The organism is Methanococcus voltae (genome assembly GCF_024807655.1).
In the GTDB taxonomy this organism is placed as follows: Archaea; AGJL01; Methanococci; order Methanococcales; family Methanococcaceae; genus Methanococcus; species Methanococcus voltae_D.
On the sequence record NZ_JANUCR010000002.1, the window covers coordinates 64,471 to 87,424 of the forward strand.

Sequence of the window (22,954 nt, forward strand, 5' to 3'; positions counted from 1 at the left end):
AAATGAATAAAATAAAAATAGACGTTATTTCTGGATATTTAGGTTCTGGTAAAACTACATTCATACAAAAATTGATTAAATCTACTGAAAATGAGCGAATTGTAATTATTGAAAATGAATTTGGGGATATAGGAATTGATGGAGATATATTAAGAGATAAAGGTTTAGATGTAGTAGAACTTGAAAAAGGATGTATTTGTTGTACTTTGAAATTAAACTTTTTAAAATCGCTTAATAATATTATCGAATACATGAAACCTACAAGAATCATCGTAGAACCTACAGGAATGGGTCTTTTAAGTCAAATAATAGGTATAGTCCTTGATGAAAATAACGAAGATATTAAAAATAATTGCAAGTTGAATTCTGCAATTACTATAATCGACGGTGAAAATTACCTGGAACAAGTGGAATTGTTTGGAGATTTCTTCAATGACCAAATAAAAAATGCCAACAAGTTAATTATTAGTAAATCTCAATATATATCTCAAGAAGACTTAGATGATATTGTAGGGTCTTTAAGAGAGACAAATAACAATGCAGTAATCATTTCTGAAAATTGGGATTCCATTGATTTAGATAAATTTTTGAAAATCATCGACGAAAGTAATGAAAAAATTTCCCGTGAGTTGTATGTGGGGGATGTTCATAAAGCGATGCAAGGAGTTTCAAGCGTTTTGGTTAAATTTAATAATCCATTAAATATGGAATCTTTTAAAAACGCCGTAAATGAATTAAAAACCAATAAATATGGTCTAATTATGAGGGGAAAAGGATTTATTAATTATTTAGATGAAAAAAATCCTGAAATTCAACGTTATGCCGAATTTAATTATGTGGGAAGTAACTATGAATTTGAAAATTTAAATACCAAGAAATCTTCTGAAATTTGCATAATTGGCAAAGAATTGGATGAAAAAGAAATATTGAACTTATTTAATTTTAATTAATCGTTAAATAATTGATTAAAACTAATATCATACGTATTATTCATAGATTTACTATATTTTTATTTTTTTTAGTTATTATAAAATTTAATACCCATATTATATATATTAGTTAGATATATTACTTTATGGGAGAATTAATGATAACAGGTATTATACTAAAAAAATTGATAAAAATGATTTTAATTCAATTTTGAGGTATTAATATGTTATCGAAAGAAAATATATCTAAAATGATGAAATACAGATGGGTAATGTTTGCAGTTCTTGCAATAGTTTATTTCTTTGTATATTTCCACAGAACGTCTCTTGCAGTTATGGCAGGAGATTTAATGAGTACTTTCGGCGTAGGTGCTGGACAAATTGCGTTATTAGGTTCAGTTTATTTCTACGCTTATGCTTTAATGCAAATACCTTCAGGTGTTTTAGCCGATAAATACGGGCCTAAAAAAGTTGTTTCAATATTTACGTTAGTTGCAGCATTAGGTGCTTTAATCACTGGTATAGCTACCGATTTTAATATGGTAATTTTAGGTAGGTTATTAATTGGTATTGGTGTAGCTGCGGTATATATTCCAATTATGAAGGTACTTGCAACCTGGTTCAGAAAAAACGAATTTGCCACACAAAGTGGTTTAATGTTGGCAGTAGGTAATATCGGTGCTTTATCAGCAGCGGCACCTTTGGCAATGTTAAACACATCATTAGGTTGGCAAACTGTATTTTTAGGATTAGGTGTTTTTTCAGTACTTTTAGCAGTATTGTCATACATATTTATTAAAGATAAGCCATCAGATAAGGGATTCCCTACAATTGCAGAAGTTGAAGCTTTGGAAAGTGGTAAAGAAGTTTCAAAAATCGCTGTAGAATCTCAAAAAGCTGAAACTCCTAAAGCTGAAGATACTATCGGTATCAAAGATGCTATGAAAATGGTTATTAAAGAAAAATCATTTTGGGCATTAGGTATTTGGTTCTTCTTTTTCTATGGGTCTTTAATGGCATATCAAGGTTTATGGGCAGGTCCTTACTTCCAAGATGTATTAGGTTGGGATAAATTAAATTATGCAGGACTTTTAATGTTTATAGGCTTTGGTCTTATCTTAGGATGTCCTGTTGCAGGATATTTGGCAGATAAAGTTTTAAAATCAAGAAAAAAGACATTAATAATTGGTACGGTACTTTATACAATATTATGGTTCGCAATATGGGCCTTAACAGGTGTTGATAATCCATTGATTTACCAAGTATTATACTTCTTATTTGGTTTCTTCGGTGGTTTCTTCGTTGTATCATATGGTCAGGTAAAATCATTGTTCCCTATATCCATTGCAGGTACTTCCACAGCTATATTAAACTTCTTCCCATTCGTAGGTGGTGCAGTGCTCCAACAGGTTTGTGGTGCAATAATTGCAAGCTATGGTATAACGGCAGCAGGTGGATTTACAATTGCAGGGTATCAAACAGCGTGGTTAACATTAGCAATTGGTATGGTAATAGCTACTATATCCGTTTATTTCTCAAAAGAGAAAGGATTATAATTATTTCGTGAATAGTTGATTATTACTAATAATTATTTAATTATTATTTAATTATTATTTAATTATTGGTATACTACAATAAGATTATAGCAACCCCAAATATATTACTAAATCAATTATTCTATAAAATTTTTATTTTATATTATCTTATTTTTTACTACTTATTTTTTTTATTTTTAAGTTATAGAATTTATTAATTTAAAGGAGTACTAACCTTTAATTTGTCGATTGGTGAAATTATGGATATGGATGTTAAAAGTGATAAAAAAACTGATTTTAAATGTATTAGTGATAATTTCGAAACAATACCTGATTTAATCGCTAAAAATTTTGAATTCCCCAAAGCCCATACGAATCTTGAAGATATGATTAACTTATCGAAAGCGATGAAAGATTCTAAAAAAGATATTTTTTGTAGAGTTCCATTTTGTAATACTGTTGAAGCTGAAGCATTTGGTGCTATTATTAAATTAGGTGATAATAAGTATGGCCCCCGAGTTGAAAAGTATATAATAAATTCAAATGAAGAATTGGCTAATTTTGAGACTTTGGTGGATTTGACTATGCGAAAAGGTAGGATAACTAACGTTTTGTCTGCAGTAAATAACTTATCTGCTTCCGGAGAGTATGTTATTTTAAATATTTGTGGTCCTTTTACGGTTATTTCAGCTTTAATGGACCCTAAAATATTTTATAAGGAAATTAGAAAAAATCCGGAAAATGCAAAAAAATTAATAGATTATATCGAGCAAGGTATTATAAATTATATGATTGAAGGCGTTAAAAATGGTGCTAAAATTATATCGTACTCTGATTCCGTAGGTACTTTGGACATAGTAGGACCAAGAATTTTTAAAAATTATAGTGGAATATCCAATAAAAGAATAATTGAGCAATATAAATTAAAATTAGCGGAATTATCTGATTTTAACGAATATAATGTGATATTACACGTTTGCGGTAAATTATCTTCTTCTTTCGAAAATACGGAAATTTATACTCACTATCCTATTACTATGGATAGCAATGGTAAAAATTATGGGGAAATTCTATTGGATATCTTAAATACTTGCAATAATATTGGTTCCGACGTTAATGTATTAGGTAATGCTTGTATTAAAAAAACAAGTTCTAAATCAAAAAATAGTACAATTTATAAATTAAAATAGTATTTACTGAATAAATTGTCTATTAAATCATATTTTTCTTGTTTTTCTTATTAGATTAGTAGTATTTTATTATGTTATTACTCTTATTAGTATTACTCTTATTATTATTATTATTATTATTCATAACATTTTAATGATATTCGATTAGTGTTGCCATAGGGTTTTCTGACTACTATTCCATATAATTCCAACTTTCTAATGGTTCTCGAAACCTTTACTTTCGAGAGTCCAGTTTCTAAAACTATTTTATTTTGCAATAATTCTTTATTTTCACTTTCGTATAATAAATTATATATTTTTAATTCATCTTCTTTTAAATTCTTTAATTTTTCATTACTAATTCTAAATCTTTTTTCTTCTTTTTTTTCTTTTTTCTCTTCATTAATTTCTTTCGATTTAACTTCTTCATTTTTGAGAATATCTATTTTTTGATTTTCAACATTATTATCGTAATTCATATATTTTTTATTTGAAATGTTTTCATCAACAGAATTATTTAATATGATATGTTCGCTATTTTTTTCAATTTCGTTAATTTCTTCAACTTTAATGTCTTCTTCAAATTCGATATATGACGGTTCTTCTTCAAAATAGTCTAAATCTACAGTTTTATTTCCCATTTCAGAAATGTAATCGTTTTGGCTGTTTATATTATGAATTTTTTCGTTAATTTCTTCATTTTTGGCATATTTGTTGTCTAAACTTTTTATTAATTCATATTTAATATCTCCAATACAGGTAAGTTTTGAAAAGCAGTTTGTAGCAATTACTGAAAGCGCTAACATCATTATTACTTCATTAAGTGGATACATTTGTGGTGTAGCAATTGCTACAGGGTCTCCATTACCTATGGCTACCGAAACAGAAGTAATCCCTTTTGAAAACAACAATATGGATATGGAGAATACCGAACCTGCAAGTATAACTACATATGCCAAATCTTTTTTGTTCATATTACCACTTTATACCTATTGTACCTTTATAACTGTTAAATCTTCAGGGTGGTTGTTTATCATCTTTTTAAGAGTATTATTCAAACACGCTTCTTGTTGGGTTGTTAAATTGAGCTGTTTTATTTCATCGTCCGATAATGAAATATGACCATATATTTCCAATATTTTTTCCAATTGTTGTCTTGTTAAATTTAAATTTTTTAAATCATAATATGAATACACTTTATAAATCATGGGTCTTGATGAATTTTGTGATTCTTTAATATTAGGTACTAAAACCCAATCTAATTCTTTATCATCCTTTTTAAGCATCATACTTATATTTTCAAAAACTGATTTGTTATTAATATGAATATTACCATATGTATCATAATTCACACTGTTAGGATATTCTTCAGAAATGTTGTGTAGTGCATATTTTAATTCTCCATCTAAAGAGTCTAATGGTATGGTTGACACATATAATTCGCCACTGGTAATTTTGTAAGGTGGAGCATTGTTTTTAAAATTTCCTTCAATGTCATCGCCAAACACTGTCCACAATATGTTGGCGGATATCATTGCTCCACTAACAAATGCAAGGATGCATATTAAAATTACAAGAATTATTTTTTTCATGCTATTTACCTCCCAGCATATTTTAGGTGAAATACACTTTATAAATTATGTTGAAACGAGTTTTGGGGAATTTTAAATCTTGAAACGAGTTTTTTAAATTATAAAATAACTGAAACGAGTCATTATTTTTAATTTTTAAAAGTATTTAATAATTTATACATTATATACTTAACGATTTGAGTATATTTTATCCAATTTATGACGTTAATATAAAAAAATATAAAAAAATATAAAAAAATATAAAAAATAATATAAAAAATAATTTGCAATAAAAAAGATACTTAAAAACAGTGTTTATAATATAGTGTTTCAACCAAGTGTTTTTCGGGAGTAAGTCCCGGAGGCCAATACATATGAATAAATTTACAAAAACTTCAGTGTCCTTATTGGTCTTACTCATATGTATGATGGGTGTTTTTGCAAGTGATTTAAATGAATCTACTCAAACTGCAGACTCAAATAACATATGTGTGGAAAGTTGTGAAAATATTACGAACTACTTTAATCATTCGTATGAAGGTCATCATAGACCTATGTTAAGAAATATGAATGGCACTCACGAATTTGGAAATTTTATAGATTTCACAAATGATACTTTTGAGAATGGTAGACCACCATTTCCGATAGAAGTTATAAACTGTTGGAATTGTTCAAATGAACCATTAATTGAACCATTAAATGAAAGTATTTTGTGTAGCTATTATAATTATTCTCCAGAGCAGATGAATGAAAGTATTTTGAAATATATCGTAAATGGTCCATGTAATTTAACTTTTGAAAATGGTACGCCTGTCAGACCTGGCAATGACGTTAAATTTAGGGGATTTAAATTCAATGAATCAGATGTAAATTGTACTATGTTTCGAAATAGACTACCTGCTTTGATTAATGAAAGTAGTTAATTAAATATTGCTCATATTATCTATAAGGACATAATTTACGAATAAATATGATTTTAGTTTAATAACTTAATTTAATTTATAAAATGGTTGTATTACATAAATATAAAAGGATTAATAATATCACATAACTGAAAATATATTATAATAAGAACCTGATAATTATTCATCATTCGGGATATATTGTATATTTAATATGCCTCAAACTATTGCTATATCATATCAAAATATCATAAAAACTTAACAAAACATATTACAACAACATTACAACAATATCTAAATAACATAAATTTACAAACGCAAATGGGTATTTTAGTCTCAAAATAGTATTATTTTATAATATTCCTCCAAGTATTATAAAATATAATTATTAACCTCAAATTACATTATTTAATAGTTATATTGAATAAATAATTATAATGAATAAATTATTACCTCAATAGAGATTTAAAATATCCATTAAATTTACGAAACTGAAAATAGTATTATATACTTTATTTACACTTTTAAATATAATTTACGTATTTAATTTTTTATTTTTATTTTATTATATTTTTATTAATTTTATTAATTTTATTAAAATAATATATGGAATAATATTAAAAAAAGAATTTATATCTATTTAATTTTATATTTATTTAATTTTATTCGTGGACGCCATTTTCCATAATTGCAACGTCGTGGGTTAATTTTGCTATTTCTTCATCTGTTAAATCTTCTTCAACTACGCCATCTCCAATTATTGCACTATGTCCTAATGGGTCCTCGATTATTAACGTAATGGTTAATTTACCTTGTTTCACTTCTTCCAATTTAACAACAAGTTCTTTAGCTTTGATTATCTCATTTTCATCTTCTGCCCAACCCATAAGTGTCTTTAGTGCATCTTCTAACCGTGTAATAACGCCTTCTACATTAGAAACATACGCTTCTGAAGCAGGTCCTGGTGAAACTTCAAAGCCAAGCTCGGGAATTAAAATATGACCCGTGGAACCTCTAATGACCCTCTTGTTTAAGTCATATTCTTCGCTTATTTTTAAAATAAACCTTTTAGGTTCTTTAACTTCCGATGGGAAAATATCGCTTTTTTTATAGTTGCAATTACTACAATATAATGTGGTTTCGATAACCTTTCCAAAATAAGGTATTTCTAACTCCTGGGTTATTATCTTCAAACTGTTTTCAGCATGACAAATTGGGCAATCCATAACGTTAACTTGATTAATTCTACTTTTAATGTTTTTATCATTTGATTCCATAATTTCACCGATTGGATTATCCTTAATATATCATATTTGTTTTTTATCTTTATTAATTTCTTATTTCTTAAAGTATTGTATAACGCTGACTATATTTTTACTTAACGTTATATTAATTTGAATATTTTTGATTTTTTATTTTTCAATTAACCTATTTTTAGTTAATATTCTATTCAATATTATAATTATTTCCGTACAATAATACTAATTTTCTACTAAATATTACTCAGTTTTAAGTAAAAACTTATATATACAACATCCTACAAGAATATTAATATTCTTAGGAAATAATATTTACATATATTTTTAGGACATAACTTGCATATTAACTATATTGTAATTGTAATAAACGTATAAAAATTAATATTCCTAAATTAATTGAATAATATATTAATCTACTTTAAAATCTAATTTAAAACTTTATATTACATAATAACAAGTATATGAGTTTAAATTTACGAATGCGGATATATTTTACAACTTTAAATTTGTATTTTATATTTCGTGGAGTATTATGGAAGATAACATGTATTCTAAGCTTAATATTATTGAAAGAGTAATTTTACTCGACCCCAAATACATTAAAGTATTTAGAAATAAATTAAAAATAACTCAATCTAAATTGGCAGAAGAAAGCGGAGTAAGTCAGTCGCATTTAAGTATGTTGGAAAAAGGTAAAAGAGAGATAGGTGAAGCTCATGCAGCAGCTTTAACATTGGGTTTGTTAAAATCCTCTAATGCACTATCTAAAGAAGACCCTATTTCTTATTTGTTAGATGTACTATCGCTTACTAAGTTGGAATCTGCAATTGTTCAATTTATATATGATATTACTCATGAAAAAGACCACAAGTGTCGTCAAGAAGTAGAAGGATACCCCGTTTACATAATAGATAAGAAATATTTTTCTGAAGAATTGAAAAAAAGAGTTGACGTAATTGAAATTGAAAAAATAGATTTTTTCAGGGGTAAGATGAAAATAGAAGGTAAACACTTTGATAAAAAGGAAGTGGTACTTTTAGATTGTGCAGATATTCGAAGATTGGAAAAAAAAGTTTCTAATACCTTGAAAAATAAAACTATCATTCAAATATTCCCAAAATCAGAACTTCCTCCCATATACTCTTGCAGGGGCGACTGTATAATATTACACTGTTGGTAATTTAAAGTAAAAATAAATTAGAAATTATCTAATAACTAAAATTTATGTATTAAATTTAAAAATAATCTTTAATACGTCATAAAAAATAACTTAATAAACTATAATAAATTAATAAAATATAATAAATTAATAATTTATAATAAATTAATAAGATATAATAATATTATCAAATAATTAATTTTGTTAATAAAATGGTGTAATCATGATAGAATTATTTGTTATAGCAGTTTTGGTTTCAATGGTCGTTGCATATTTATTGAAGCTAAAAATTAGTTATGATATGAATTCTTTCGAACCTACAGTATTATTTCCTACTCCATTCATTGCTGTTGGTTTGACTGCAATAATGCACAAATTTATTGAGTTAGATGTGGTTGTTGTGGTATCTATAGGAATTATTTCCGCCATATTCTCAAAATATGTTAATAAAATCTTTTAATGGCTTTAGTAGGGTGTTTAAATGTCATCAATACTTTTAGAAGCAGGCTATATTATTATAGCATCGATAATATGTTGGTTTAATTTTGTAATTGTTGATACAATTTTTGGACTTCCAAAAGCTCCCGGTGTTCAAGGGGCTAATGTAATAGGTAATAAAATACAATCAATCGGCGGAAATCTAAATGGTGGCTATTTCATGGGAAATATTGTATGTTCACCAGATGCTTCGGCCGGGACACTTATGGCTTCAATATTTTACTACACAATGGGCTTAGAAGGTGGATTAATTGCCATACTTTTAATTTACATTGGAAATAGACTATGTCATGATACAGGATATGCTGGAACTATTGGAGCTACCACTATGACCTGTATAATTTACTTGTTAAGTGGTTTAACGGGTTTAGTGGAACCTAAATACTTTATTGCAGGAATGGTGATTGCAATATTTACAATACAAGGTTTAAACCATGAAGTAGCTTCTAAAGTACTATATTCTGTAGGTAAATCTTTAAAAGTACTATAACTTTTATATGACAAATATAATGATTTTGTGATATTATGGAAAGCTTAGTAATTCTAACAATAGGATTTATCGGGATAATTTGTGTCGCAAGGATATTCTTAACAAAAAGTAGGGCTTTAAAATTGCCAATACTTTGTTGTTTAAACTTTGCTGTTGCAGCATTAATTGCATTGTACATAAATTCCCCAATGGGTGCGTTAGTGTCCATAATTTACTTTGTATTTGCTACATTATCAAGTAATGCGATAGCTCATACAATAGGTGAATTAGATAAATTTCAAGATATTGATAAATTCGAAAAAGACGATGATGAATTTTTTAAATAAAATAATAATTAATATTATTAAAAATTGTAAAATATACTCATATCACATATGATTAATGATTTCGGTGATTATATGGAACTATTGGCTATAATTGCAATTGCCTGCTGTTTGCTTGGTGGCATTGGTACTATAGTTCACACAGACAATATTAATAAAATAATAATGTTTGCACTATTGGAAACTGGATTAATCGGCTTAATCGTTTCTTTTAGGTATTTAGACGTAGCAATTGTATCTTCTCTATTAGAACCAATTGGTACGGTCATCCTTTTATTAGGTATTGTAAAATACGAATATATTTTGAAAAATAAGAAAAAATATTCAAAAGAAATTCCTGTATTGACTAAATAATACATTAATACTGAATAAAATAATATTCCTAAAATAATAATGCAAAAATATGCAAAAAATTAATCAAAATAATTAATCAAAATAATTAAATTGCTAAAACTGTGATATTATGGAGCTTGTGCAATATACGATGTATACTGGTTATATTTTATTAATAATCGGCACAATAGGAGCGGTACTTGGACCAATGTCAAAAGACCCCATAAAAAAACTTCTAAATGTAGAAGTTCCTTCTGTAGGTTTGAGTCTCATATTACTTGCATATAATCATACCTTAGCATTAATGACATTCTTAGCAGTTAATGCGGCAATTGGTCTTGTTTTAATCAGGGCAGTAATAAAAACAGTAGAAAATGCGGAGGACTATCATGAAAAAAATAAATGATGCTTGGAATTATATTTCAAAGCCAAGCACTGTTTCAAGATTATTTTCAGGGTTTCTTTGTTTATCTTTATTCATAATGGTTTTTATGCCACTTGATTTTAACAGTGACCAATTATACCCTAAAGCAGATGTTCAAAGTCAAATTTTAAAAACGCCTTTAGCACCTTATGATAGGGGCGGTATACCTCTCGAAGAGCCTGCAGACGTTAAATCTCAATATCCGGAAAATGAACCTATACTGGGACAAATAACTGCTTATTTAACTCCATTGGCGACGTGGATTTCTCAAAATACTTATTATTTTGGAACAACCATTGTTTCAACGCCTGGGGGAATATTGGACGAGATATTGTATTATACAAGAGGTATGGATACAGTTCTTGAATCTTCAACCCTTTTGATATCATTTATGGTATTTGGATGGTTATATGTGAATAGAAATAGAGATGAAGACGAAAATGTGGACGAAATTGACAATAATCTCTAAAAAATAAATTTAGAAATAATTACATTATAGTTATTTAAATTTTAACTTTTAACTTTTAACTTTTAAAACTGTTAAAACTAATATAATACTGTTAAAATTAAATTAATTGAGTTATTGTTAAGTCAATTGATTAAATAATTAATAAATTAACAATTAGATTTACGATTAGGTGTAAAAATGCCACTCGACATTGTAAGTATGTTTTATAGTAATTCGATAATAGTAGGCATAATAGTAGGTGTTATCTCACTATACGCCATTTCTCGGGAAAAATGGGACGTAAATATGATAATACTCAGTGACGTCGTTGAATTGGCTATGTTAATTATTGTGGCGTCCGTAGGTTCTGACCTTGCTGAAGCTCTAATTCTTCCAGGTTTAGTTGTAGGTATGGCAGAATTATTGGCCGTTTCTGAAATATATATTTCCCGGAAAAATATTGCCGATGAAAAAATAACGTGTAAGTCAAAATCTCGAAAATCTAAGCTGTTAGAAGAGTTTACCATAAAAGGAAGCCCTAATTTGAACGTGGAATTTACTAAAATGCAAATCTTAAAGACAAGCCCTAAATTTATAGCAGTAGTTTTAATAATCTACGGGGCAATTTTAAGTGGTTTCACCGGTGGGGCAGTAATGGCATCAGGTTTGATATATTACTTATTATCTAAGCGAGTAATTGGTGAAAAGATATCTAAAGCGGACTTTTTAAATATCTGGGATGGTTTTATATCTTTTTCAGGTATTGCTTGGGCTTTATGGGTTTTGGGTTTTTTAGGATTTTTCATAATGCCTTCAAAATGGTCAGTATTCCTTTTAATAGCAGCTTTAGGATTGGTATTAAAGGTAGGCTCCAAATTAGGATTAATTGGTCAAGTATGGGAACCTTAGCTAATTTTAGCTTTGTATTTCTTAATATATTCCATAATTAATTACTTAATTACTTAATTACTTAATTATTTAAGTATCCATATTTTAAATTTTAATAAAACAAATAATAAAAGATATTGTTAATATTGAACACTTATTAGGTGTTTATTGGTGATTTGATGGTGTTTAGTACAATTTCTGGGTTTCTCTACGGAATTATACCGCTTGGCGATATCCGGTTTTATGTAACTGATTTCTCAATAATAGGTTTTATAGTTTCTATTATTTTTACAATATTAGTTTACTTCTCAAAACCAGAAAAACAAGTCGTAGCGCAGTTTGGTAATTTTGGAGATAAGTATAATTACGTAACCCCTAATGAATTAAAGATTAGAAGATTAATGTCTGTAATTTGTGGTATTGCAACAGCTTTTGCAATGTTAACGGGGGATATATTTAATTTTGCCCTGTTTTTGGCAGTTATTGGATTATCTAACATAGGTATTGTAGCAGCAGTAAAAAAAGAATGGGTTTTGAACGCAGCTTTCCATTATGGAATTATAGCGATGATTTCATCATTGCCATTGTTTGGTGCGGCAGCTTTGATATTGGCAAAATCTGGTACTTTATCAATCTTGGAACTGGCAAAACAACATAATAATTTGTTATTTCAAAAGGCAATCTACGCAATAGGTATGGTTGGAGAAACTGGTGTTGCACCATTTTATGCAGCTAAAGCAGAGATGTTTAGAGCTCCAGGAGCTCCCTATATCCTTATGATACACTTGTCATCGTTATTGGTGATTATTAGAACTGTTGAAATTTTATTGACAATATCTTAAAATAATTATCTCCAAAAGATTACCAAATTATAGTTTACTATATTTTATTAAAATATTATTTATATTTCATTATTTATTCACAATATATTATATACAAATATTCTATAAAAATATTCTATACAATATTTACTTATAAAATATCTTTAAAATTATAAAATATTACTTATTTATCGTTCTTATTAAATTTATAGTATTATAAAAATGTATGGTGAATTATAGACTACAAATCTATAATAAATTTACAAATACTCATCATTTTGGTGAAAATGTGAAGTTGACTCCAGAATTCAAAAGTGGTATAATTGCTCTTATAATCGGAATTGCAGGCTATTCATATATTTATATGGCTAATTTGGGTGATTTATTTACCTATTTGGGAATGGCGGTATCTACACCATTTTTAATATATGGAATCGGAATATTGTTAAACCCAAGTACTAAACGGGAAGGAATGGGCAAAATTCCATTTAGAGGTTGGTAATATGGAAACAGTTAGTTATATGGTAAATTCTTTAGTTTATGCGCTATATGCTTTTTTAGTGGGTGGCACATTACTCGGATTTCATCGTAAAGTAATAGCTCGTATACAAGGAAGACCTGGACCTCCAATAATCCAATATTTAATACACACCGCTAAATTTTACTTTAAGGAAATAACTTTTCCTTCAACAGCAGGTAATCCTCTTTACGTCTTTGTAGCCCTTATGGATATGATGGTATGGATGAGTGCATTATCTATCGCCATAATATTCCAATCTTCCTTATTAATTATGATAGGACTATACGTACTCCAAAAAATCGTTGAACACGGCTGTGGACTAAGTAGTGGTTCTCCTTATGGAAAAATGGGTGGTGTGAGAAGTGTTTTCTCAGCAGCGGCAGAAGTACCGCTTTTTGCAGCTGTTGGTATAATATACATCGTTACAAACACATTAATGATTGGAGATATTATTAACTACCAAGTCATAAATGGTCCTTTAATCTACCAATTGCCACTATGTGCATTTGCATTGTTTGTTTTGGTGGTTTCAAAAGCTCCTTACAGTCCTTTTGGTATTGTAAAAGGTAAGGACATTGTAAGTGGGTATATGACCGAACATTATGGTTTATTGGGCGGTATAATTATGATAGGTGATGCTTTAGCGTGGTTTGTGCTTTTATGGCTATTTATGGCATTATTCCTTGGTCCTTTGGTATTAAATCCTGCTACGGCTTTGTTTGGTATGGCAGTTCTAACATTCATAGTTTCCTTTATCTGTGCATTAACACCGATGTTAACACCACACCATTCTGTAATGATTCAAATCTCTATAGCTTCACTTACATTAATTGATTTAGCGTATAGATTAGTTCATTAAGTTAATAAATTGCCAATTTAATTTATATTTAAAAATTAATAGATTATTTTAAAATATTCCCTATAAATTTTTAATTATTAATTATTAATTATTAATTATTAAGTATTAAATATCAAGTATTAAGTATTAAGTTTTAATTATTTATTATTAATATTTATTGTATAAAAGATAACCAAGGTGTTATTATGAAAAAATACGGCCATATGATAGGATTAGCATCCATAGTAGTATTTTTGATGGTATTATCTGTAAATACTATGCAAATTGACGTTATTTGGGCACTGGCTATATTTACGGCTTTAACACTAATTGCATTAGTAATTCCTAAATTGAAAATAGCCCACAGTTTAGAGAATTTGGAACATTTATTAATGTTTTTAGTATTTTTGGCTTTTATATACACAGGTTTTACGTTATTAGGGTGATTAAATGACTATAGTACCTTATTATTTACTTTACTGTGTAATAGCATTTATAATTGGTTCTTCCTTTGGATTATCTTACAGTTATAAAAAATACAGTACGCCATACTCTGAAAAGAAAACTGATAAATTGGCTTTAATAATAGCTTTAATTGGTTCTGCGCTGTTTATAGTATATATGCCATTGTCAATAGCTTTTCTTTCATTTCCTTTGGGTATGCGGGCAGGTTATGGCTCAAAAGAGTTTTACATGGGCATATTAATTGCATTATTGATATATTTCATAACATTGGTTATCTAAGTAGTATATTTTATTAATTCTATATTCTAATAGATTATACTTGATTTAACGGTAATCTTGGAAGTTTTTACATTTATGGTGAAATCATGGCTGAAGAAGACAATTATGTTGATAAAACGTATGATAAAGACAGTTTGGCGCAGAAATACAATATTATAAAAGATAATCGTTATGTGATGGAAGATGCTATTATGCCTATTTCAAGAGCTTTAAAATTGCCAATTGATGAGGTCGTGGGCATATTTGCAAGTCATTATGACGGTACTTCGTTGTATGAGATTCACGCATATGTTGAGCAAGCTAAAATGGGTTGTTTGGGTAGAAAAGTCGATATTGATTTAGGACTTTGTTGGCTTTCTGATTTTTTAGGTATAATCTCTAAAAACGATGCAGATTTAATTAGAAAAAAAGTTGTGGAAGATACATTAATCAACAAGGTTGATTATGAAAAAGCACTCGATAAAGGGCGTAAATTGACCATAGCGCTGATGAAAGATTGATTAAGCTTAATTATCCTTATATTATATTATATTATATTATTATATATTCTAAATCTAACTTAAACGATAAATAATTAAAAATAATTAAAAATAAGGATAAATAATTAATTTTAATTTAAAATAAATTAAAATATTATATATTATTATTGCAAGTGGTATTATGATTAAAGATTTTGCAAGAAAACGTTCTATAAATGTTTGTATCGTAAATACGGGTGGTTGCAATGGTTGCGACATCGAAGTAGTATCTGCTTTAGCTCCTCGATATGATATTGAACAATATGGAATCTATGTACACAATAACCCACGTGAAGCCGACGTTTTAGTAGTGACTGGACCTGTGGTTTTACCTTGGAAAAAGAGATTAAAAGAAATATTTGATAAAACGCCCGAACCAAAGGTGGTGGTTGCAGTAGGGGCGTGTGCATTAAGTTGCGGTATCTTTAAAGAAGGTCACGTTTATGGGCCTGTAGATAAGATAATCCCCGTAAATGCAAAATTACCCGGCTGTCCTCCAAGACCTTCGGAAATAATCGAAGCAGTAGTTTCAATTGCTCCTGAAGCTTTAGCAATGAAAGAAAAAATGTTAAAAGAAATGGAATCAAAAAATAAGGATAAATAATTTAATTATATCTAAATACTAACGTAATTAATTTTTAAATTTAAAATAATCCTCAAAAACATATTTAATTAAAAAATACGTGTCAATAAGATTATATTTATTCATTCATATATTCAGTTATTAATTAATTATAATTATACCATAATCAAATTTAAATTAAAATGGAGATACTATGAACGTAATACCAATTGGACCAATACATCCGATTTTAAAAGAGCCACTAAGAATAAAGCTTTTAGTAGAGGGGGAAAATGTAAAAGGTGCCGAAATAGATATGGGGTATGTGCATCGTGGAATTGAGCGTATAATGGAAGGAAAAAGTTATATGAAAGGCATCCACCTTTCTGAAAGGGTTTGCGGGATATGCTCATACATTCATACTCAAACATTTGCAGAGTGTATTGAACATATGTGTAATATTGATACACCCGAAAAAGCAGGTCATTTAAGGGTTATTACCACTGAATTAGAACGTATCCATAGTCATTTAATTGCTGCAGCAGTTTATAATTTGACTATTGAGCACGAAACCATTGCAATGTGGATGCTAAATGCAAGGGAAATTGTAATGAACCTTTTAGAACTAATAACGGGTAATAGGGTCAATATGGGTTATAACGTTGTTGGTGGAGTTCGTTTAGACTTAAAAAAAGACATAATCGACCAAGTATACAAAGAGCTTGATTTATTTGAAGATGATATGAACAATATCATTGAAGTGTTCAGGTCTGGACCTATGATTAGATTAAGAAGTAAGGATATTGGAAGACTCGGTTATAAAGAATTAATGAAAACAAGAGCCGCAGGACCTGTAGCAAGAGCTTCTGGAATTCCTGAAAGTGATTGGAGACTTAGGTCAGATTTATACGGCCAATATAATTTTAAACCCTGTTGGAGAAGTGAAGGGGATAATTTTGCCAGAATGATGGTAAGACACGAAGAAATAATGGTTAGCATTGATTTAATAAGACAAGCTTTGGATATGTATCAAAAATGTTCTGGCCCTATCCGTACTAAGGCTATAATCCACGCAACAGAAGGGGAATATAGGAATGAAGCTCACAGGGGCGAGGTTTATTATAAAATGGCAATTACGGAAGGCGGTTTAATTAAAAGAATAATTATAAGAACTCCAACTGTTATGAACCTTGAAGCATACAAATATATGTTAAAGACTTGTCCAACAGTTCCCGATGCTGTGGCTACGTATACGTCTATAGACCCTTGTATCTCCTGTACTGAACGAACAATAATATTAAAAGACGTTATAACGGGTAAATCCACCAATTATAAAGATTTTTAATAAAATAATAACTAAAAATAAATTAATTTAATAATTAGTATCCGTATTATACATATTATATATTATACATATTTATTATAATTATCATAATTATCATAATTATTCGTATATTTTATAAAAAAATTAGGGAATCGTACTATGTCATCTTCAATTTGGTATCTTTACGAATTTGTAAGGAAAAAATGGTTAAAAAGATTTGCAAATGCAAAAACAGAGAAAGAAGCCTACGTACCGCCAGAAAGATACCGTAGAATTCCGGTAAGTATCGACCAACCCGATAATTGTATTAGTTGCAATGGTTGTTATCAATCGTGTCCTTCTGAAGCAATAGAAATGCAATATTCAGAAGAATATGGTAAAAATTTACCGGTTTTTTTTCCAGGTTCTTGCATAGCTTGCGGTAATTGTGTAGAAACCTGCCCAACTGGTGTTTTGGAGCAAGGTACTTTACGAAAAGAGGCTAAGCAATATATATGGACTGTCCCAAAAATAAATAATTACATAATCGATGATGAATTATGTGTAAAATGCGATAGTTGTAGACGAATTTGCCCTGTAAATGCAATAACTTATGAAAATAACGTTTATAGAATAAAATCAAATGATTGCGTGGGTTGTAATCGTTGTGCAACAGCATGCCCAGTGGAAAATGCAATTAAATCATACAATGAATATGAACTATCTGAAAAGATAAATAGGGCTCAAAATCTGAAATTCTTGAAGAAAAGTAAGAAAATAAAATATGAAACATTTAATAACAATTCAAATACTGAAAATATTGAGGGTATATCTAATAAAGATAATACTAATGATGATACTAACGATAATAATATCAAGAATATACTTATCGTTGAAGAATATGCGCCTGATTCAATAGATGAAATTCCAAGGATTGTGTCAAGTCTTTGTATAAAGTGCAATAATTGTGTTGATGTATGTCCTGGAAAAATAGACTTAAACGAGTTAAATGTTTTAGAATGTGTAAAATGTGGTTTGTGCATAGAAGTATGCCCTACTACTGCAATAAGAACTGGAAAAGTGGTTAAAAAGACATTGAACACTGAAAATTGTTATATCATAAATGAAGATAAGTGTATCGGATGTAGGATATGTAGCAAGGCTTGTAATGTGGAAAATGCCATATCTATTTCTTCAGAAACTAATATGCCCTATATAAACCCAGATTATTGTGTAAGATGTGGTTTATGCCATAGGGAATGCCCTGTTGATGCAATAGATTTCCCAGAAACTTCAGAATCTGAAAAATTAAATAAATATCGTTCTGTTAGGGGTAATTTCCAATTATTAATCGAAAAAGATTTGGAAAACTATGCTAAAAATTACGTTATTGCAAAAGATGAGATTCTTGAAAAGGGGAAAAATGAATTAAATTTATAAATTAGGTTTAAAATAAACTTAATTATAAATTAATTATAACTTATGACAATTGGTGTTAATATGTCATCTGAAATTCTAAAAAAATATTTTGGCGATTTAAATGTGGATTTAAATTTAAATAACCAATATATTAAAAGTTATATTGATATAGATAATGAAAAATGCGTATTTTGTAATAAGTGCATAGAAGTATGCCCTGTTGATGCTATAGATTTAAATTTTCCAGAAAATACGGTAATAACCGAAAAATGTGTACATTGCGGGACCTGTATAGATGTATGCCCTGTCAAAGCCATATCGCTTACACAAATAAAGCTTAAAATTAAAAATAACGAGTTAAAAATTAAAAAAAGCCACGAAAAACATAAATTATTGAATTATGATGCAAAAAAATGTATAATGTGCAATATATGTTTAAAAAATTGTCCTTTTGATGCGATATCCATTGAAAAAAATCAGAATAAAATGATATTCACTGAAAAATGCGTCCTATGTGGACATTGTGGTCAAATATGTCCTGCAAATGCGATTACATACGAATAACCAATATACTCAATATATTAAGAATAAATGATATATAATAATTTATAAATTGTAATTTTAGTTTATTAATATTCTTAGGTGGATATATGATAAAAATTAAAAAACCTGTTGATGAGTTAATTGACGTAATTTCCCAAGACTTAAGTTATGATAAAAAGGAAATTAAAGACCAATTAGCAGATGGTTTGAAAATTCCTTTACAAAAAAACCTATATATACAACCTAAAAAGTGTGTACACTGCGAATTATGCTTGGAAGCTTGCCCTGTCGATGCAATTGAAAAGCCAAATTTAAAAAATTCTGCAAAGATAATTCCAGAAAAATGTATAAAATGTGAAATATGTGCAAAAACCTGCCCTGTGGGCGCCATAGAAGTTTTAAATGGTGAGGCATTTTTAGATGAAACTAAGGAGAATGTAATATATAAAATAGAAGAGATGCCCGTAGAACATCGTAAAATAAAATTAATAAAACATAATTTGGATATGGACAAGTGTATAAAATGTGCCATTTGTGAGCGTTTTTGCGCCCCTAAGGCCATTAAAGTTGAGAAAAAAGTTTCCATTGATATAAATGAAGACTTATGTATGGGTTGTACAGCTTGTGAGAAAGTATGTCCAGTAAATGCAATAAAAGTGGATTATGAACTTAGCGATATCAAATTTGAAGATGAATTTGTTGTGGAAACCGATAAATGTATCGATTGTATGGTTTGCCATGACTTATGCCCAGTTTCTGCAATTACCTATGATGGAAAAATTATAATCGATAATGAAAAATGCGTACACTGTGGAATTTGTGAAAAAAATTGTCCAGTCTCCGCCATATCTAAAATAATTAAAAATTAAAGTTATAATTATATAGATATCTAATTAATAATTAAATATGATATTATATTTATATTATAAATTTTTTTTATTATATACTACACCTATTTAGAATATTAAATCAAATAATGTATAAAATATAATTTACAGAGTATATTATATTACCTTAACTTTATATTATTATATTTCTTTATTAATTTGTATTTAATCGATATATGTTAATAAATTGGCTATTTAATCGTTAAATGTATTAAATGTATTAAAGGTATTAATTTATTAAATTTATTACATTGTATTGAGGTACCAACCTTAATCGTAAATATATTCTTTATGGCGATTTATGAGTTATGAATGGGCTCATCTTAGGAATTAGTGTTATTTTTATATTGGAGGCGTAAAATGAAAGTAAAAGCATTAATGGACACGAAGTTTATAAAAGTATATCCTGAAGATACTGTGGAAGTAGTTTCAAAAATTATGCACAATCGTAAAAAGTTTAGTACTCCAATAATTGATAGGTCTGATAAATTAGTAGGTTGGGTAAATTCGATTGATTTATTGATAGTGGATGATAAAAAAACTCTCATAAAAGATGTAATGCATAATTTAGATACTATAATCGTTTTAAATAAAGAAGAACCTGCAAAAAATGCGGTTTTGAAGATTGTAAAGCATAAAGTTGTTAGCATTCCTGTTTTAACCGACGATGGCACTTTAGTTGGTTTGGTTAGGAATTGTGATATTACTAAAACTTTGGCAAAAATGTATGATATACCAGTTTATAAAATCTTTAAATCTTTAAATTCCGAATTAAAGGGCATTTCTTGGGACGAATTAATGGATTCAGCAGCAATTGTTACAAAACAGATAACTGGCGAAAATATAACGGGTAAGGAGTATGAATCAAGAATCAAAAAATCTACATTTGGTCAAGCAATTTGGTCATGTGGGGGTTTGGAGAGATTTTTCACTGGTTTGATAAAAATAGGTGAAATTGCAGTCGCTCGTAAAGTAAGCCATAAATCCATAGTTAGAAAATAATATTAAAAATTTCCATTATTGTAGTATCCTATTATTATTATTATTATTATTATTATTATCTTATTTATTTTTGATAATTTATAATACTCCGAATACTCAAAATTCTTCTTTTAATTACTAATTAAAGATAATTTAAATCTTATTTAATAATTTTTGACAATAGTTATAAATAATTAATAATACTTAATTTACTTATTAATTATATTTTATTATGCGTTTAATTTAAGATTAATAACGTTTTGTAAAATTTTGGTGTTGTTTAATGTTAAATAAATTAGATATTCATAAAAAGAGAGAGCTTGAATTTTGGACTTTTCTTGAAAAAGCTTTTGAAATTAACTTAAAATTAGATTTGGGTCATTTTAAAATCCTCTGTGTTTTTTTAGATATTAATGACTTTTATGAAGATATGTCAAGAAAAGGGATGTCCAATACTGAGATTATTGAAATATTGCGAAATAAGGGTATCTTGTCAAAGAACTCCGAATATATTTCGGGAGAATACTTAAAAAATTACATTGAAAGGGATAGCCGAGTTGCAGTCCACAATCGTATAAATGATTTGAAAAAACTGGGATTTGGTATTACTACAAAACCTGGACCTTTGGGAGGTTATAAATTATATGAATTTCCAAGCTGGTTTTTTCAATAAAAAAGAATTTTATTTATTTTTTAAAGATTAATTAATCAAATATATTTTTAATATATTTTTCAAAAGGTATTATTTCGTCTCTTTTTCTCGGACTTATTGAAGCTACTTTCAGAGTTTTTGAGTCGTGGTCTAAATCTATGGTTAAAGTACCCGGAGTTATTGTAATACTGCAGGCCAGCAAAACTTGACCATATAAACTGTTTATTTCAGTGTTTATATCCATTATTTCAGGGTTTATTTGATTATTCGTACATCTTCTGAATACATCAACCCAAGCCTCTGCAATTGCTTTTATCATAACCACAATATATTCAAAAATACTCAATAACTTCATCATTACACCTTTAAAAGAATCATAAACTAATTAATGGATATGCCGTATATTATATATTGTATGTATTAAATCATAGTTAAATTTAAAATTTATTAATCTGAAATTCATTATCATAAATATAAAGTTATACAAATATATGAATTGATAATTTATAAACTATTCGATTATTAATTCAAATTAAATGCAAAGATAAATAAATGTATACTGTATTATTTTATAGATATAAAACTAAAAAAATTTATACGAATATATTAATTCATATTTATAACTTATAACTTATAACTTATAAGTCTATAAATTATAAACCTATAAATCTATAAATTTTTAACAAAAGTTAGTAAAAAGGATGTGAGAGTATGCAAAATCAAGAAACTCAAAATCAATTTATGGCATTAGAAGTTTACGGTGAGCAAGTAAAAAAATTACAAGAAGAATCTTCCAGCATCGATGTAATGTTATCAGAACTTGAAAAAGGTATCGATTCAATGTATGGTACAAACACCGAGGGTGAAGTTATTATACCATTAGGTGGCGGTGCTTTTGTAAAAGCTGAGATTAAAACACCAGGTAAAGTAATTGTTGCTGTTTCTTCAGACATATTTATTGAAAAAGACGTGGAAAGTGCTGCAGAAGATTTCAAACATAGTATTGAAGAATTACAAAAAACAAAAGATGTAATTAACGAACACATTAAAAAATTAAACCAGGAAATAACAAATATTAGGGCAGATTTAGAAAAAAGAGCTCAGCAAATCGAAAAAAGACAAAAATTAATACAAAGAGGTAGAAATGCTCCAAATCAATAATGGAGCAATTATACATTAATCTATTAATCTATTATTCTTAAAATATTCAAATATGATATTCAAATATACTATTATTA

The 22,954-nt window shown here is 28.1% G+C and carries 30 protein-coding genes; 26 read left to right on the forward strand and 4 right to left on the reverse strand.

The genetic code is table 11. From position 1 onward, the window contains the following. Positions 1-2 precede the first annotated feature (2 nt). From J3E06_RS02875 to J3E06_RS02885, 3 genes are all read left to right on the forward strand, one after another. Entirely contained in the window at positions 3-950 is a 948-nt protein-coding gene (locus J3E06_RS02875; protein ID WP_013180962.1) for a CobW family GTP-binding protein, read from the forward strand. A gap of 203 nt (positions 951-1,153) precedes the next feature. Then, complete coding sequence (locus J3E06_RS02880; RefSeq protein WP_013180963.1) at positions 1,154-2,485, forward strand: MFS transporter; 1,332 nt, start codon at positions 1,154-1,156, stop codon at positions 2,483-2,485. Between the two features lie 239 nt (positions 2,486-2,724). Beyond that, a complete protein-coding gene (locus J3E06_RS02885) occupies positions 2,725-3,654 on the forward strand; it encodes a uroporphyrinogen decarboxylase family protein (protein WP_013180964.1) in 930 nt (309 codons plus the stop codon). Positions 3,655-3,770: 116 nt separating this feature from the next. Here the strand turns inward: J3E06_RS02885 and J3E06_RS02890 are convergent, their stop codons facing one another. Continuing rightward, positions 3,771-4,607, reverse strand: a complete 837-nt coding sequence (locus J3E06_RS02890) for a helix-turn-helix transcriptional regulator (RefSeq protein WP_013180965.1) — start codon at positions 4,605-4,607, stop codon at positions 3,771-3,773. A gap of 15 nt (positions 4,608-4,622) precedes the next feature. Further along, positions 4,623-5,225 (reverse strand): hypothetical protein, encoded by a 603-nt coding sequence (locus J3E06_RS02895; protein WP_013180966.1) that lies wholly within the window; start codon positions 5,223-5,225, stop codon positions 4,623-4,625. 353 nt (positions 5,226-5,578) lie between these two features. On the opposite strand from J3E06_RS02895, the gene J3E06_RS02900 reads away from it, so the two are divergent. Next, entirely contained in the window at positions 5,579-6,127 is a 549-nt protein-coding gene (locus tag J3E06_RS02900; RefSeq protein ID WP_013180967.1) for a hypothetical protein, read from the forward strand. Between the two features lie 641 nt (positions 6,128-6,768). Here the strand turns inward: J3E06_RS02900 and J3E06_RS02905 are convergent. Then, entirely contained in the window at positions 6,769-7,383 is a 615-nt protein-coding gene (locus J3E06_RS02905; RefSeq protein WP_013180968.1) for a ZPR1 zinc finger domain-containing protein, read from the reverse strand. Positions 7,384-7,909: 526 nt separating this feature from the next. On the opposite strand from J3E06_RS02905, the gene J3E06_RS02910 reads away from it, so the two are divergent. The 21 genes from J3E06_RS02910 (at position 7,910) to J3E06_RS03010 (ending at position 21,737) form a co-directional block, all read left to right on the forward strand. Further along, positions 7,910-8,545: a helix-turn-helix domain-containing protein gene (locus J3E06_RS02910; protein WP_048187642.1), complete on the forward strand. Its 636-nt coding sequence runs from the start codon at positions 7,910-7,912 to the stop codon at positions 8,543-8,545. A gap of 202 nt (positions 8,546-8,747) precedes the next feature. Beyond that, complete coding sequence (ehaA, locus tag J3E06_RS02915) at positions 8,748-8,984, forward strand: energy-converting NiFe hydrogenase A subunit EhaA (protein ID WP_013180970.1); 237 nt, start codon at positions 8,748-8,750, stop codon at positions 8,982-8,984. Between the two features lie 21 nt (positions 8,985-9,005). Next, positions 9,006-9,512 (forward strand): hypothetical protein, encoded by a 507-nt coding sequence (locus J3E06_RS02920; protein ID WP_013180971.1) that lies wholly within the window; start codon positions 9,006-9,008, stop codon positions 9,510-9,512. Between the two features lie 35 nt (positions 9,513-9,547). Continuing rightward, positions 9,548-9,838, forward strand: a complete 291-nt coding sequence (locus J3E06_RS02925) for a DUF2109 domain-containing protein (RefSeq protein ID WP_013180972.1) — start codon at positions 9,548-9,550, stop codon at positions 9,836-9,838. Between the two features lie 72 nt (positions 9,839-9,910). Beyond that, positions 9,911-10,189, forward strand: a complete 279-nt coding sequence (locus tag J3E06_RS02930) for a DUF2108 domain-containing protein (RefSeq protein WP_013180973.1) — start codon at positions 9,911-9,913, stop codon at positions 10,187-10,189. Positions 10,190-10,298: 109 nt separating this feature from the next. Beyond that, positions 10,299-10,574, forward strand: a complete 276-nt coding sequence (locus tag J3E06_RS02935; RefSeq protein WP_013180974.1) for an EhaE family protein — start codon at positions 10,299-10,301, stop codon at positions 10,572-10,574. Beyond that, positions 10,558-11,061, forward strand: coding sequence for an EhaF family protein (locus J3E06_RS02940; protein ID WP_013180975.1), 504 nt, complete (start codon positions 10,558-10,560; stop codon positions 11,059-11,061). The genes J3E06_RS02935 and J3E06_RS02940 overlap by 17 nt, the downstream gene beginning before the upstream one ends. 177 nt (positions 11,062-11,238) lie before the next feature. Next, positions 11,239-11,949, forward strand: coding sequence for an EhaG family protein (locus tag J3E06_RS02945; protein WP_013180976.1), 711 nt, complete (start codon positions 11,239-11,241; stop codon positions 11,947-11,949). Between the two features lie 158 nt (positions 11,950-12,107). Then, on the forward strand, positions 12,108-12,770 hold the full coding sequence (locus J3E06_RS02950) for a proton-conducting transporter membrane subunit (RefSeq protein ID WP_013180977.1): 663 nt from the start codon (positions 12,108-12,110) through the stop codon (positions 12,768-12,770). 268 nt (positions 12,771-13,038) lie between these two features. Next, entirely contained in the window at positions 13,039-13,251 is a 213-nt protein-coding gene (locus J3E06_RS02955; protein ID WP_259163931.1) for a hypothetical protein, read from the forward strand. A gap of 1 nt (position 13,252) precedes the next feature. Beyond that, positions 13,253-14,128 (forward strand): respiratory chain complex I subunit 1 family protein, encoded by an 876-nt coding sequence (locus tag J3E06_RS02960; RefSeq protein WP_013180979.1) that lies wholly within the window; start codon positions 13,253-13,255, stop codon positions 14,126-14,128. A gap of 185 nt (positions 14,129-14,313) precedes the next feature. Then, positions 14,314-14,553: a hypothetical protein gene (locus tag J3E06_RS02965; RefSeq protein ID WP_013180980.1), complete on the forward strand. Its 240-nt coding sequence runs from the start codon at positions 14,314-14,316 to the stop codon at positions 14,551-14,553. 4 nt (positions 14,554-14,557) lie between these two features. Further along, entirely contained in the window at positions 14,558-14,851 is a 294-nt protein-coding gene (locus J3E06_RS02970; protein ID WP_013180981.1) for an energy-converting hydrogenase subunit EhaL family protein, read from the forward strand. A gap of 86 nt (positions 14,852-14,937) precedes the next feature. Further along, a complete protein-coding gene (locus J3E06_RS02975; RefSeq protein ID WP_013180982.1) occupies positions 14,938-15,351 on the forward strand; it encodes a DUF1959 domain-containing protein in 414 nt (137 codons plus the stop codon). Positions 15,352-15,511: 160 nt separating this feature from the next. Then, complete coding sequence (locus J3E06_RS02980) at positions 15,512-15,973, forward strand: NADH-quinone oxidoreductase subunit B family protein (RefSeq protein WP_013180983.1); 462 nt, start codon at positions 15,512-15,514, stop codon at positions 15,971-15,973. Positions 15,974-16,145: 172 nt separating this feature from the next. After that, positions 16,146-17,276, forward strand: a complete 1,131-nt coding sequence (locus tag J3E06_RS02985; protein ID WP_013180984.1) for a nickel-dependent hydrogenase large subunit — start codon at positions 16,146-16,148, stop codon at positions 17,274-17,276. A 138-nt stretch (positions 17,277-17,414) separates the two neighbouring features. Then, positions 17,415-18,674 (forward strand): 4Fe-4S binding protein, encoded by a 1,260-nt coding sequence (locus J3E06_RS02990; protein WP_013180985.1) that lies wholly within the window; start codon positions 17,415-17,417, stop codon positions 18,672-18,674. A 60-nt stretch (positions 18,675-18,734) separates the two neighbouring features. Then, the gene (locus tag J3E06_RS02995) at positions 18,735-19,217 is read left to right on the forward strand and encodes a 4Fe-4S binding protein (protein ID WP_157209416.1); all 483 of its coding nucleotides are present in this window, start codon (positions 18,735-18,737) and stop codon (positions 19,215-19,217) included. Between the two features lie 86 nt (positions 19,218-19,303). Further along, positions 19,304-20,065 carry a 4Fe-4S binding protein gene (locus tag J3E06_RS03000; RefSeq protein WP_013180987.1) on the forward strand — a complete coding sequence of 254 codons (762 nt, stop codon included), beginning with the start codon at positions 19,304-19,306 and terminating at the stop codon, positions 20,063-20,065. A gap of 378 nt (positions 20,066-20,443) precedes the next feature. Beyond that, positions 20,444-21,085 (forward strand): HPP family protein, encoded by a 642-nt coding sequence (locus J3E06_RS03005; RefSeq protein WP_013180988.1) that lies wholly within the window; start codon positions 20,444-20,446, stop codon positions 21,083-21,085. 262 nt (positions 21,086-21,347) lie between these two features. Next, on the forward strand, positions 21,348-21,737 hold the full coding sequence (locus tag J3E06_RS03010) for an HTH domain-containing protein (RefSeq protein ID WP_013180989.1): 390 nt from the start codon (positions 21,348-21,350) through the stop codon (positions 21,735-21,737). A 31-nt stretch (positions 21,738-21,768) separates the two neighbouring features. Here the strand turns inward: J3E06_RS03010 and J3E06_RS03015 are convergent, their stop codons facing one another. Next, positions 21,769-22,071: a monovalent cation/H+ antiporter subunit E gene (locus tag J3E06_RS03015; protein ID WP_013180990.1), complete on the reverse strand. Its 303-nt coding sequence runs from the start codon at positions 22,069-22,071 to the stop codon at positions 21,769-21,771. Between the two features lie 356 nt (positions 22,072-22,427). Between J3E06_RS03015 and pfdA the strand changes: the two genes are divergently transcribed. Further along, positions 22,428-22,877, forward strand: a complete 450-nt coding sequence (gene pfdA, locus J3E06_RS03020; protein ID WP_013180991.1) for a prefoldin subunit alpha — start codon at positions 22,428-22,430, stop codon at positions 22,875-22,877. The last annotated feature ends 77 nt before the right edge of the window (positions 22,878-22,954 follow it).